The sequence below is a fragment of the Mycobacterium sp. 23 genome (genome assembly GCF_048287075.1).
GTDB lineage: Bacteria > Actinomycetota > Actinomycetes > Mycobacteriales > Mycobacteriaceae > Mycobacterium > Mycobacterium gordonae_B.
The window spans coordinates 4,026,268-4,039,541 of the sequence record NZ_JBLVUX010000005.1 but is presented as its reverse complement, the minus strand read 5'-3'; the positions used below and the strand labels follow the sequence as shown (position 1 = coordinate 4,039,541).

Below are 13,274 nucleotides of genomic sequence, written 5' to 3'. Positions count from 1 at the left end.
CCCGCCGATCGATACCACCACCCGCAGGAGAGGAATCATGGGCTACTACAGCAACGCCGAGGAAATCTACAAATACCTCGGAGGCGTTTTCCGAGCTGCCAACGACACCGAGGTCGGCGCCAAACTCAAGTCCGCCGACATCGACCTACAGATCTATTACACCGATCCAGACGCCGCGATGACCGTCCACCTGCGCGAACCGGCTATCGAAGTCGCCGAGGGCGCCGATGACGGCGAGGCAGACGTCAAGCTGTACATGCCGGCCGACATCGGCAACAAGTTCTGGCGCGGCGAGTACAACCTTGGTGTCGGCCTGGCCAAGGGACAGGTCAAGGCAAAAGGTCCAGTCAACAAAATCCTCAAGCTGGTGCCGCTGACCAAGCCGCTGTTCCCGGTCTACCGCGACCTGGTGGCCGAAAAAGACGCTGCCCTCTGACCCGCCCCCAAGCTTCAGGAGAATGCGTTGACAGATACCACCGCCGACATCTGTTCGGCCGCAGCCTATCCGGGCACCCGCACGGCACGTGCGGCGATCCTGCGCGCAGAAGGCCAACCGCTATCGGTTGAGGATGTGGAGCTTGCCGAGCTGGCAGACGACGAGGTGCTGGTGCGCATCGCCGGTGTCGGCATCTGCCACACTGACATCTCCGCCGCCAACGGCATGGTGCCGTTGCCGTTGCCCGCCGTCCTCGGCCACGAAGGCGCAGGGATAGTCGAATCGGTAGGAGCCGCAGTCACTGCCCTGGTCCCGGGTGACCACGTGGTGCTCAGCTTCGCCTACTGCAATGAGTGTGACACCTGCAAGAAGACGCCCGCGTACTGCGAACTGTTCGCCCCACTGAACTACTTCGGTGAACGACTCGACGGCACCGTCACCCTGCGCGCCGGTGCAGAAGAAGTGCACGGCAACTGGTTCGGCCAGTCCTCCTTCGCCAGCCTGGCAATCACCAGCGCTCACAACGCCGTCAAGGTGCCGGACGATCTCCCGCTGGAGCTGCTGGGTCCATTGGGGTGCGGCCTGCAGACCGGCGCAGGTGCGGTGATGAACGTGCTGCGACCCGAGCGCGGCCAGAGTCTGGCGGTATTCGGTCTCGGTGCGGTCGGTCTGGCCGCGGTGATGGCCGCCAAAGCGCTCGGCTGCGCACACATCATCGCCGTGGATCTCAACCCGTCCCGACTGGCGATGGCCGCGGCGTTGGGGGCCACGGCCGTCTTCAACCCATCCCACACCAAGGACCTGGTGTGGGATGTGATGAATTCGGTGCCGAATGGCGTTGATTGCTCGCTGGACGCGGTCGGCAACAACACCGTCATCCGTCAAGCGCTCGAGATCCTGCGCTCACCGGGGCACTGCGTCACCGTCGGATTCCAAGGACTGCAGCACGACATCACGATCGACCAAGGGCACTTGCTGCTGGGCCGGAGCCTGTCCGGCGTTATCGAGGGTGACGCGGACCCCCAAACCTTCGTGCCCGCCCTGATTCAGCTGTACCGCGACGGGAAGTTCCCGTTCGACCGGTTGATCGAGACATTCCCCTTCGACAAGATCAACGAGGCTATCGACGCCGCGGCCGGCGGCGGCGTCATCAAACCGGTCGTGGTGTTCGACTGAGAAAACATGCGATTGTCGGCGTGGACGAGTGCTCCGCGATGCTACGGTCTGCTCGTCGGAATACCCGACCGGGAGGCGTAGGTGGCCCAGGACTCGGTGCGTATTACACCTGAGTACGCCGCAGCGGTGGCGGCGAAGGTCGACGTCACTGATCTGGCCGAGCGCATCGGGTTGCGGGCGGTCCAGGTGATTGCAGAATTGCGCGCCACCGAAGACAGGGACCTGGAGCAACTCACTGTCGAAGCCGCCATGAGCAACGTGTACGCGGTCTTGCGCGGGTTTGCCGCCGCTGAATCGGCGGACTCAGCCCAGGCACCCGAACCAACCTTGAACTGGGTCTCGACCCTGGCGCAGCGGGGTATCGCGGTCGCGGCGATTCCGCGGTGCTACGTCATCGGCCTCGGGTTGTGTGATGCCGCGCTCAGGGAGGCCGTGTATCGCCTGGGCGTATCCGAAAAGGCGAAGTGGCAGTTGACAAGCGCGGCGTCGGAGTATCTGTTTCGGTACTGCGAGAAGGTGTCCGGCGATCTCGTGGACCACTACGCGCGGGAACGCGAACTATGGGTGCGCGGTGCGGATTCGTTGCGGGCGGAGTTGGTGACGGCGATCGTGGCGGGGCGGCCCGTCGACCCGCACGTGACCAGTGCCGCGCTGGAGTACAACCTCGACCGGCCCCACGTAGCGGTAGTGGTGTGGTCCGATCCGCACAGTCCGGACAAGCCGCCGCTGCAGGCGCTCAAACGGGCTGCGGCCGAGGTCGCGCGGCACCTCAAGGGCATTGAGTTGCTGGTCGTGCCTGGTGGCGCGTCGATGGTGTGGGCGTGGACCAGCGGCCCGGTGGTCACCGACTTACTGCCCGAGGGAATGCATGTCGACGTCCCGTTGATGGCGGCCGTCGGTGAGGTCGGGCAGGGGCTGGAAGGTTTTGTGCAGTCCCATCGGCAGGCTCGGGACGGGCGACGCATGAGCGGCGTGTTCTCCCGTCCGGCAGGCACGGTGACCCTGCACCGCGACGTGGCCTTGGACGCGCTGGTGACGCGGGACCTGTCGGCGGCAGGAGTGTTCGTCAGGGCCGAACTCGGCGAGTTGAGCTCTGACTCCGAGCGCAACCGGCGGTTGCGCACGACATTGACCGCGTATTTCGAAGAGGGCCAAAGTTGGGGTCGCACCGCCGAGCGGCTTGGTGTGCACCAGAACACCGTCATGTACCGCGTTCAACAGGCAAAGGAGTTGCTCGGCCGGCCGCTCAACGAGCGGCGATTGGAGCTGGAGGTCGCGTTGCGCCTGGCCGAGGCCAGTCGCAATTTGAGCCCCGGTGCGCTGGCCAGTGCCGGCCTGCCCGATCCTGTGCGACCGGCGTCGGCGCTGTAGTCCCGTTCCAGAGGCCGAACACGGATTTGGAAGCCGCTTACATGTTGCTCTGACCTGCGCCTCTTTAGCGTTGTAAACATGACTACCGCAACGATCGACTTGGCAGCAGCCGACGACTCGCCGCCCGTTCGCCCGATCCGTGTGCCCGACGGCGACGTGTGGACTCAGGTCGGCGAACCCCTGCGCGACTCGGCGCTTCGCGATCGGGTCGTCGCGGCGCTCCACCGCTTCGCCGATCTCGTTCCCGGCTCGGGGAGTGTGGACGCGGCTGCGGACATCGATCGCAACTTCGGCCGGATTGAAGCGGCTCTGACCAGCGCCTACGACCATCTGGCTAAGTTGGGCTGCGAACTCGCGTTGCCGGTGATCACGCCGGCGGCGGTGCGGCTGATCGAGCTGATGACCGAGATCGGTGCGCTGCAGGTGGAAGTTGCTCAGGCACAGGTCCAGCAGAAGAACGACCGCTACGCCGCCGTGCGCAACGCCTTGTCGCGGCTGCACGGCATTGATTCGATAGAGCAGATGCTCGAGCGCGCACCGACTGAGCTGTGTCGCTGCGGATTCGACCGGGCCATCATCTCCCGCGTCGAGGAGTCGACATGGTGGGTTGAAGGCGTGCACGTCAAGTCCGATCCTGAATGGGCCAGCGACATCGCACGTGTGGGCCGAGATCATCCCGTCCATATCGACCATCTGCTGATCGAGAGTGAAATCATGCGCCGCCGTGCCCCTGTCCTCGTCGGCGACGCGCAGCACGATCCGCGTACCAACGCGGCCATCGGTCAGGCGTCGTTGTCGCGGTCCTACGTGGCCGCGCCGATCATGCCGGACGGCCGCATCATCGGGTTGTTGCACGCCGACTGCTACAACAGCCGGCGACACGTCGACGAGGACGATCTGGCGGTGTTGTGGATGTTCGCCGTGGGATTCGGCTTCGCCTACCAGCGCACGATGCTCAGCGAACGACTTCGCATGGCGCGCAACGAAATTCAGCGCCTGGCCCGCGGGATAGCCTCGTCGGCCGACGATCTGTGCACCGTCGAGGCGGTGTTGGGTCGCCCGCAAGCTACGCCTGACGCTGCATGCCCGCCGGTGGCCGCGTCCTTGGCGGCCGACACCAGTATCGAGACGCTGCTGTCGCGCCGCGAGATCGAGGTGGTGTCGTTGATGGCCCAGGGCAAGAGCAACGGCGCGATCGCCACCCACCTGGTCATTTCCGAAGGAACCGTGAAGACCCACGTCAAGCACATCCTGCGAAAGTTGAAGGCCGGCAACCGTGCCGAAGCGGTATTTCGCTACATGCGGATGGCCGCCGTGCACGGCGCCCCGCCCACAGCCGGACGCCGAACGCCCGGGCGCGGGTACTGACGCCGTGTCGAGGTTGCCGGCGGATCAGCGCACCTCGACGACGGCATTGGACAACACCGCGGCATCGCGGTCTTTGCACACCGCATCGACGAGGACGGCACCGTCCACTTCCCACATTCGGGCAACGACCGTCTCGCCGGGATAGACCACCCCGGCGAAACGGGCACGATAGCTCAAGACCCGGCTGACGTCGCCGCCGAGCACTCCGTCGACAACGGCTTTGCACACGATGCCGTAGCTGCACAATCCGTGCAGGATGGGTTGATGAAAGCCACCGCGCCGGGCGAAGTCCGGGTCGGCGTGGATGGGGTTCATGTCCCCGGACAGCCGGTAGAGCAGCGCCTGCTGCGGCAAGGTTGTGCAGGTGATCTCGACATCGGCTGCCCGCGCGGGCTTTTCGGGCACTACAGGGGAGGGGCGCGAGGCGGGCCGGCCGAAGCCGCCCTCGCCGCGCACGAACGCGCTGAATCGGTTGGTGCACAACGGTTGCGCGCTATGTGCGTCACGGGTGACGGCTTCCAGCACCACCAAGGCGCCGCTGCCCTTGTCGGAGACGTCGCTGATGGTGGCCGAGGTGCACACCTCGGCGGCGACCGGAAGCACCCCATGAAGTTGGAGTTCCTGTTCGCCGTGCAGCAGGAGGGCCAGGTCGACGTCCATGCCCGGCAGGTTGAGCATGTCAGGCAGCATTGGAACCGCCGGGATGACGCCGTAGGAAGGCAGGACCTTCAGTGCGCCTTCGTAGGTGTAGGCGAGTTCGTCCGGATCTGTCGGCTTCCCGCCGGCGCCCAGACCCAAGTGGTAGAGGATTACGTCGGTCTCGCTCCACGTAGTGCGTCGCTCCGGAAGGTGGGCCCCAAGGACCTTGTCGACATCGATGGGCACCGGCCTCAACCTCGCGACTGTTTGAGGACGTAGGTGCCCGGCGCCGGTGTTAGCGGCGGGTAGTCGTCGCTACCGAGATAGGCTGGGGCAGAAACCCTTTCACCGCCCCGCTGCACCAGCCACGGTGCCCAGTCCTGCCACCACGTACCCTTGTGCATCTGCGCCGACTGTAGCCATTCCTCGGGTGTAGCGCACGATTCGTCGCCGAGGCGGTATGACGACTTCGGGTTTCCCGGCGGGTGGATGACCGCAGCGATGTGTCCGCTGGTCGACAGTGCGAAGCGGGTCTTGCCACCGAGCATGGCGACGCTGCGGTAGCAGCTCGGCCAGGGCGTGAGGTGGTCGGTCTCGCCGCCGGCGACGTAAGCGTCGCAGGTGATCTGGGTCAGGTCGATCGGCGTACCCAGCACGGTGAGCGCGCCGGGGGTAACGAGCGGATTGGACAGTCCGATGTCCATCAGATCGCCATGTAGCGCGGCCGGCATGTTCATCGAATCCTGGTTCCAATAGAGCAAATCAAATGCCGGTGGCTTGTTGCCCAGGTAGTAGTTGTTGACGAAGTTGTTCCAGATCATGTCGTTGGGCCGCAGCCACGCGAAAGTACGGGCCAACTCGGTGCCGGCGAGGTATCCCTTGCGTTTGACCTTGGCCTTGGCGGCGTTGGCCATGTCGGGGGAGGCGACCGACAACACGGGGCCGCCGCGGCGGACGTCGAGCACGGTGACCATCAGACTCAACGTTGCGACGTGTTCGATGTGGCCGAGGGCGGCCAGATGGGCTACGGCGGTAGTTGTGGCGATACCGCCCGCGCAGAACCCGACGACGTGCACCGAGTCGGCACCGGTGACTTTGCGGGTGGTCTCGATGGCCTCGACGATGGATCCGACGTAATCGTCCAAGCCCCACGCCGCGTCGCCTCGGCCGGGGTTGGCCCAAGACAGCGCGAAGGGTTGCAGCTCATGATCACCTAGGAACTCGACCATGCTCTTGCCCGGCGAGAGATCGACGACGTAGAACTTGCTGATCATCGGCGGAATCAGTAGTACCGGCGTCTTGACGACCTGCTCGGTGCGCGGTTGGTACTGGATGAGTTCGAACCGCTTCGCGCGGTGGACCACAGCACCGGGTGAAGCCGCGAGCGTTTCACCCACTCGGAAAGGGGTGGTGTCGACATTGGCAGGTAGCTTGACCGGCGACCGGGCATCCCGCACCGCGGCGCGGGCACCGGCGACGAAGTTCTCCCCGCCGCGCTCTATCGTGGCCTTCCACACCGTGGGATTGGTCAGCGGAAAGTTCGTCGGGGCCAGTGCGTCCAGGATGTTGTCGACCACGAGGGCAAGCCGTTCACGGTCGGCCCATTCCAAGTCTGGCTCATCGGCGAGCGCACGGACGAAGTCGCTGATACTCAAGTAACCCTGACAGATGCGCCGGAACAGCCAGCTCTGTCTCCAGGCGGGGTCGCGGAAGCGGGAGTCGCCTCTAGCCGGCACGCGGTCCGATTCGCCGGTGATGACCTTCGCCAAGTCGGCGGCCACCGCGGCGGTGTGCCCGGCGACGTGTCCCGGACGCTTAGCCAGCCCGCCCAACGCCTTGAGGAACTCCGACCCGGGAAGGAAGCGGTTCTGCTGATCGGCGGCCTCGGCCATCAACTGATCCAGCCCGACGTTTTGCACCTGTCCGGCGCCATCGGTGATCTCAGGGCGCTTTGTGCGTTCGTGCGCAGTCGCGTCCCCGGTTGTCACCGCCGCACTCGCTGGCACCGCCGAAGGCGACGGGTTGGCGACCTTGTTCCTCGAAGAGGTACGCGGTGTCTTTGGCGGGCTGGGTCGTACCGTCGGTGCACTCATGACCCCACGTTATGAAGACGCGGCCGTGCGCGGGACCTCCCATTCGCTGTAACTCACTCCCCCGAATGGGCTGTCGTTGTTCAAACAGCTAGGCACAAAGCAGGATTCGCAGGCACGCTGACCACCGTGTCTTCAGGAGTGCACTGTGTCAGTTGACCGGCTGCTGCCCACCGATGAGGCTTGCGAGCTCATCGACTTGACGCGCGCCATCGCCGACAAAGCACTCGACCCGATTGTCGATCAACACGAAGCTGCGGAAACTTACCCCGATGGGGTCTTTCCCGTCCTGGGTGCTGCGGGACTCCTGAGCCTGCCATTCCCGTCGAAGTGGGGTGGCGGCGAACAGCCTTACGAGGTTTACCTGCAAGCCCTGGAGGAGCTTGCGGCGCGCTGGGCGGCTGTTGCCGTCGCGGTCAGCGTGCACAGCCTGGCCTGCCATCCCATGGCGATGTACGGCACGGATGCCCAACGTCAGCGGTGGCTGCCCGACATGCTCGGTGGAGATACGGTAGGCGCCTACAGCCTGTCGGAAGCCCATGCCGGCTCCGATCCGGCCGCGTTGTCCTGCAAAGCCACCCGTGTCGAGGGTGGCTATCGAATCAACGGGTCCAAGGCTTGGATCACCCACGGCGGTGTCGCCGACTTCTACACCCTGTTCGCTCGCACCGGCGCAGGCACGCAGGGAATTTCGTGTTTTCACATCCCGGCCGGCACGGACGGGCTGAGCTTCGGCATACCCGAGAAGAAAATGGGCCTGCACGCGGTGCCGACGACCACCGCCCACTATGACGACGTCTTCGTTCCCGACGAATTGCGCATCGGCGACGAAGGCCAGGGCCTGGCCATCGCGTTCAGCGCCCTCGACGGTGGACGCCTCGGCATCGCCGCAGTCGCCACCGGGTTGGCGCAGGCTGCGCTCGACGAAGCCGTCCGATATGCCGGTGAGCGAAAGACGTTTGGCCGCCGAATAATCGAACACCAAGGTCTGGGATTCCTCCTCGCCGACATGGCGGCCGGCGTAATCAGCGCTCGCGCGACCTACCTTGACGCTGCCCGTAGACGCGATGCCGGCCGGTCGTATTCGGCGCAGGCCAGTGTTGCCAAGTTGGTCGCCACCGATGCCGCGATGAAGGTGAGCACCGACGCGGTGCAGGTGTTCGGCGGTGCCGGTTACACCCGTGATTACCGGGTCGAGCGCTATATGCGCGAAGCGAAGATTACCCAAATCTTCGAGGGCACCAACCAGATTCAAAGACTCGTCATTGCCCGCGCCCTCGAATCGACATGACACCGACCACTGCGCGGCCATGCGTTCACGCTCGAGACGAAGGGATGGCAGGTGGAAATCAAAGACCCAGTCGCGATCGTGGCCGGAGGATCACCGAGGCATCCGCGCGACGAAAGGCGAACGGAACGATGACGATCACGACGAAATTCACCCAGGCCTTCGGTGTCGAACACCCCATTGCACAAGGCGGCATGCAGTGGGTCGGCCGCGCCGAACTCGTTGCTGCCGTAGCCAACTCGGGCGCACTGGGCTTCATCACGGCGTTGACGCAGCCCACACCGGCCGATTTGGCCAACGAGATCGCCCGGTGCCGTGACCTGACGGCCAAACCGTTCGGGGTGAACCTGACCATCCTTCCCTCGATCAATCCGCCGCCCTATGAGGAGTATCGGAAGGTGATCATCGACTCGGGTGTCACGGTCGTCGAAACCGCCGGCGCCAACCCGGCACCGCATCTGCCCGTCCTGCACGACAACGGCGTCAAGGTCCTGCATAAGTGCACTTCGGTGCGCCACGCGGTCAAGGCGCAGGACCTAGGGGTCGACGGCATCAGCATCGACGGCTTCGAATGCGCCGGTCATCCTGGTGAGGACGACGTTCCCGGCCTCGTCCTGATCCCCGCCGCCGCCAGGCAGATCCAGATCCCCATGATCGCCTCCGGCGGATTCGCCGACGGACGGGGGCTGGTGGCGGCCCTGGCGCTCGGCGCCGACGGCATCAACATGGGATCTCGGTTCATGTGCACCGTCGAATCGGCGATCCACCCGAACGTAAAACAAGCCATCGTTGAAGGCACCGAACGAGGCACCGAGTTGATCTTCCGCACCCTCAACAACACCGGCCGCGTCGCCAGCAACACCGTCTCGCGGGAAGTCGTCGACATCCTGAAATGGGGAGGAACCTTCGAGGACGTCCGCCACCTCGTCTCCGGAGCCCGCGGCCGAACGGTCTACGAGACGGGTGATCTCGAAGCCGGCATCTGGTGGATCGGAACGTCGATGGGTCTCATCGACGACATCCCTCCTGTAGGAGAACTCGTGACGCGGATCGTCGATGAAGCGCAAAATCTGATCACCGGGCGACTGGCAGGCATGCTGGCCGGCGCGACCGCCGCGGTGGCGTCGTGACCGCGCCGGCCGTCGAACGCTGGTTCGAATTCATGAACAGCGGCGACGCCGAGGTTCTCAACGATCTGCTGGCCGAGGACGTGAGGTTCTACTCGCCAGCAGTGCACCGGCCCAAACAGGGGCGAGCCGTGGTGACCGGGTTTCTTATGGCAGCGGAACACCTCTTCATGGGTACCGATTTCCGCTATGTCGCGCAATGGGTCCAAAGCGATTCCGCCGTACTGGAATTCGCCGTCGAGCTCGATGGCATGCAAATCGAGGGCGTGGACATCGTGCATTGGAACGCCGATCACCGGATCACGTCGTTCAAAGTCATGGTGCGCCCTCTCAGGGGTCTGCAGACGGTCTCGACGCGCATGGCCGAAACCCTGGAGGATCTGGGTCCGACGGGACCGCCACCCGCGCACGATCAGTAGCTCCGCCAAGGCCACGCTTGCGGATCAATCTGGCTCAAGCTTCGCCACGACCGGACCGGAAGTTGCTACCGTCCACGCCATGACCGCCTCGATAGACCCGGCCGAGTTCTTCAGCGACGCGGCCATCCAGGATCCCTACCCCCTGTACGGCAGGCTGCGCACCGACGGCGGCGTGCACCGCGTCGGGGATTCGGATTTCTACCTCGCCAGCAGCTGGCCGGCGATCACCGGTGTGGTCAACCGGCCCGAGGTCTTCTCGTCGAATCTCACCGCGACGATGACGTTCAGCCCAGACAAAGGGGTGACGCCATTCCCGATGGACGGCGTGGGCGGCCGCACCCACATCCTGGTCACCGCCGACGACCCGGTACACGCCGCGCACCGCAAGTTGATGATCGGCCAGTTCACCGCCAAACGGGTGCAGGCCTTCCAGGACCTGATCGTCCGAACATTCGAAAGCCTATGGGCCACAGCGGTAGACGACGGCACCATCGAGTGGATGGACGGCGTCGCCAACCGGTTGCCGATGATGATCGTCGCCGAGCTGATCGGTGTCCCCGAAGCAGACGCCGACCAGCTGGCGCGATGGGGTTACGCAAGCACGCAACTGCTCGACGGACTGATGTCAGGCGACGAACTGGCCGCCTCGATGGCCGCGATCGGCGAGCTGAGCGCCTACATAACCACTCGTATGGAACAGGCCGCCGCCAATCCGGGTGACGACCTGATCGGCGCGCTGGCGAGAGCGCGTACGGCCGGTGACCTCGACGCCTTCACCGCGCAATTGATTCTGATCTCGCTGTTCAGCGCAGGCGGAGAGTCGACCGCATCGCTGCTGGGCACGGCGGTCAATATCCTGGCCACCGACGCACCGCTGCAGCGCAAACTGCGCGACCAGCCGGATCTGCTGGGGGCGTTCATCGAAGAGACGCTGCGGCTGGAGCCGCCGTTTCGGGCGCACTACCGTCACGTTCTGGAAGACACCGAGTTGGCGGGTACCGCGCTGCCGAAGGACTCGAAGGTCCTGTTGCTGTGGGGCGCGGTCAATCGCGACCCCGACCATTTCGAGGCGCCGGATGAGTTCCGGTTGGACCGCCCAAACAGCAAAGCGCACACGAGCTTCGGTAAGGGCATCCACTTCTGCCTGGGGGCACCGCTGGCACGGCTGGAGGCCTCGACGGTGTTGCGGATGCTGCTGGACCGCACTGAATGGTTCGACGCTGCCGAAGTCGGTCCGTGGCTACCCAGCGTGCTCGCGCGACGGCGGGAATTCTTGCGCCTGACCTTCAAGTGACGTCAGCCTGCGGCCACCTCGTCAGGAAACGGTGACCATGACTTTGCCGCACTCACGGCTTTCGCCGAGCAGTTCAAATGCCGCGTCGAACCGGTCAAGGGGGAACCGGTGAGTGATGAGCGCCGAAAGGTCCCGGCGGCTCAGTAGGTCGACGGCGTCTGCGAACCGGGCCGGGTACTCCATCGAGCCGCGGATGGTGAGCTCCTTCATCAGGACGTTGAGGAAGTTGACCGGGACCGCCTGGTAGTGCAACGCCACCACGCTGATCCGTGCCCGCGGTCCGGCCCGGTCGATGATGTCGGTGAGCACCGCGTCCGACCCGGACGCCTCGATGTATGCATTTGTGGCCGGTGCGTGCCCGTAGGCCAGCGCGCGGGTTCCGTGCAGACGTTCCAGTTCGCGCCACACCTTCGTCTGGGTCGGGTCGATCGACGCCGACGCACCCAACTCCTCGGCAAGCCGTCGTCGCTCCGCCGAGGGATCCACTCCGACGATTTCCGTGAATCCTCGATCGGCCAGCGCAGCAATTGCGGCCAAACCTATTGGACCACAACCGAAGACGGCGACCGTGTCGCCTGGACCGACATCCGCCTGCTCGGCGGCGTGCATCCCGACCGCGAGCGGTTCGGCGAGCGCGGCGACGTCCAGGGGCAAATCGTCGGGAATTGCGATGAGCCGGCCACCGGCGGCCGCATCCCTGACCAGGACCACGTCAGCGAGACCACCGGCGGCGCTGCCGCCGCCAATGCGGCCCGCAGCGTCGTTGCCGGGATGCACCACGACCCGCTGGCCCGGAGTCACTCCGGTGACCTCGGCTCCGACCTGCCGGACCACTCCGGCGAACTCGTGGCCGAGCGGCATCGGCTCCCCGCCCGGTCCGGCCAGGCCGCCGAGCCGGATGTAGGTGAGGTCGCTGCCGCAGATACCGCACGCGTGCACCTCGACTAGCGCGTCGCGCGGACCACAGGACGCCAGGTCCACCCGGTCGACCGCGACAGTCCCCGGCGAGTGGACGCGAACCTGCCGGGTAGTGGGAACTGAAGATTCGGATGTCATTAGCCCGCGACACTAAGCCCACGGCGTTCTTCGGACAAGGTTTGTGACGGCCCGGCAGGGACCGACGCCGCAACACGTAATGTTCTCCGCGTGGATATCAATGGAGCTAGCGCAATCGTCACCGGTGGTGCGTCGGGTATCGGAGCCGCTTCGGCCCGCCAACTCGCCGCCAAGGGCGCCCGGGTCGTCGTCGCCGACCTACAGGCAGAGCGTGGACAGGAACTGGCGCACGAGATCGGCGGCGTGTTCGTCAGCGTCGACGTGACGAACACCGAGCAGATCGAGGACGCGGTCAACACCGCGGTCGACCTCGGTCCGCTGCGGGCGCTGGTGAATTCGGCCGGTGTGGGGTGGGCGCAGCGCACCATCGGCAAGGACGGCGAATTCGCTTCTGCGCACAACCTGGACGCGTACAAGAAGGTGCTCGCGATCAACCTGGTCGGCACGTTCGACTGCATCCGGCTGGCCGCCACGGCGATGAGCCGCAACGAGCCGGCGGAGAGCGGCGAGCGCGGCGCCATCGTCAACATGACGAGTGTCGCTGCCTTCGACGGGCAGATCGGGCAGGCGGCCTACTCGTCCTCCAAGGGCGGAGTCGTCGGGCTGACCCTGCCGGTGGCGCGTGACCTGTCGGCGGTCGGCATCCGCGTCAATACTGTGGCGCCCGGCCTCATCGACACCCCGATCTACGGCGAAGGTGAAGCCTCCGAGGCCTTCAAGGCGAAACTGGGCGAGTCCGTGCTCTTTCCGCACCGTCTGGGCAAGCCCGACGAATTGGCTTCCATGGTCATCGAATTGATCACCAACTCGTACATGAACGCCGAGGTCGTCCGCGTCGACGGCGGCATCCGGATGCCACCGAAGTAGAACCGCCGCGCGCGTCGCGCGAGCGTACGCGTGTTGCCGGCGACACGCCGTTGCCGCCGGCATTTTGCGGTCGCTCGCTCCCGGTAGGGCCCCGTGCGCCTGGCGCGAGCGTGCGCGTGTTGCCGGCGACACGCCGTTGCCGC

Annotated in this window: 12 protein-coding genes; 9 read left to right on the top strand and 3 right to left on the bottom strand. The window is 65.4% G+C overall.

Annotated elements, in window-relative coordinates; translation table 11 throughout:
• The first annotated feature begins 37 nt into the window (after nt 1-37).
• The 4 genes from ACNQS7_RS19920 (at nt 38) to ACNQS7_RS19905 (ending at nt 4,351) form a co-directional block, all read left to right on the top strand.
• Nucleotides 38-436 (top strand): SCP2 sterol-binding domain-containing protein, encoded by a 399-nt coding sequence (locus ACNQS7_RS19920; RefSeq protein WP_418013912.1) that lies wholly within the window; start codon nt 38-40, stop codon nt 434-436.
• A gap of 27 nt (nt 437-463) precedes the next feature.
• Nucleotides 464-1,612 (top strand): NAD(P)-dependent alcohol dehydrogenase, encoded by a 1,149-nt coding sequence (locus ACNQS7_RS19915; protein ID WP_418013911.1) that lies wholly within the window; start codon nt 464-466, stop codon nt 1,610-1,612.
• A gap of 81 nt (nt 1,613-1,693) precedes the next feature.
• Nucleotides 1,694-2,983 (top strand): PucR family transcriptional regulator, encoded by a 1,290-nt coding sequence (locus ACNQS7_RS19910; protein WP_418013910.1) that lies wholly within the window; start codon nt 1,694-1,696, stop codon nt 2,981-2,983.
• A 78-nt stretch (nt 2,984-3,061) separates the two neighbouring features.
• Nucleotides 3,062-4,351 carry a LuxR C-terminal-related transcriptional regulator gene (locus ACNQS7_RS19905; RefSeq protein WP_418013909.1) on the top strand — a complete coding sequence of 430 codons (1,290 nt, stop codon included), beginning with the start codon at nt 3,062-3,064 and terminating at the stop codon, nt 4,349-4,351.
• A 24-nt stretch (nt 4,352-4,375) separates the two neighbouring features.
• On the opposite strand, the gene ACNQS7_RS19900 is transcribed toward ACNQS7_RS19905, so the two are convergent.
• Complete coding sequence (locus tag ACNQS7_RS19900) at nt 4,376-5,236, bottom strand: MaoC/PaaZ C-terminal domain-containing protein (RefSeq protein WP_418013908.1); 861 nt, start codon at nt 5,234-5,236, stop codon at nt 4,376-4,378.
• 5 nt (nt 5,237-5,241) lie between these two features.
• Nucleotides 5,242-6,978 (bottom strand): PHA/PHB synthase family protein, encoded by a 1,737-nt coding sequence (locus ACNQS7_RS19895; protein WP_418013907.1) that lies wholly within the window; start codon nt 6,976-6,978, stop codon nt 5,242-5,244.
• A 250-nt stretch (nt 6,979-7,228) separates the two neighbouring features.
• Here ACNQS7_RS19895 and ACNQS7_RS19890 point away from each other — a divergent pair, with 250 nt between their 5' ends.
• From ACNQS7_RS19890 to ACNQS7_RS19875, 4 genes are all read left to right on the top strand, one after another.
• Entirely contained in the window at nt 7,229-8,371 is a 1,143-nt protein-coding gene (locus ACNQS7_RS19890; protein WP_418013906.1) for an acyl-CoA dehydrogenase family protein, read from the top strand.
• A 128-nt stretch (nt 8,372-8,499) separates the two neighbouring features.
• Nucleotides 8,500-9,498, top strand: a complete 999-nt coding sequence (locus ACNQS7_RS19885; RefSeq protein WP_418013905.1) for an NAD(P)H-dependent flavin oxidoreductase — start codon at nt 8,500-8,502, stop codon at nt 9,496-9,498.
• Nucleotides 9,495-9,914 carry a nuclear transport factor 2 family protein gene (locus ACNQS7_RS19880; protein ID WP_418013904.1) on the top strand — a complete coding sequence of 140 codons (420 nt, stop codon included), beginning with the start codon at nt 9,495-9,497 and terminating at the stop codon, nt 9,912-9,914. Before ACNQS7_RS19885 ends, ACNQS7_RS19880 begins: the two co-directional genes overlap by 4 nt.
• 79 nt (nt 9,915-9,993) lie before the next feature.
• A complete protein-coding gene (locus ACNQS7_RS19875) occupies nt 9,994-11,208 on the top strand; it encodes a cytochrome P450 (protein WP_418013903.1) in 1,215 nt (404 codons plus the stop codon).
• Between the two features lie 21 nt (nt 11,209-11,229).
• Here the strand turns inward: ACNQS7_RS19875 and ACNQS7_RS19870 are convergent, their stop codons facing one another.
• Nucleotides 11,230-12,264, bottom strand: coding sequence for a zinc-dependent alcohol dehydrogenase (locus ACNQS7_RS19870; protein WP_418013902.1), 1,035 nt, complete (start codon nt 12,262-12,264; stop codon nt 11,230-11,232).
• 90 nt (nt 12,265-12,354) lie between these two features.
• Here ACNQS7_RS19870 and ACNQS7_RS19865 point away from each other — a divergent pair, with 90 nt between their 5' ends.
• On the top strand, nt 12,355-13,131 hold the full coding sequence (locus ACNQS7_RS19865; RefSeq protein WP_418013901.1) for an SDR family NAD(P)-dependent oxidoreductase: 777 nt from the start codon (nt 12,355-12,357) through the stop codon (nt 13,129-13,131).
• The last annotated feature ends 143 nt before the right edge of the window (nt 13,132-13,274 follow it).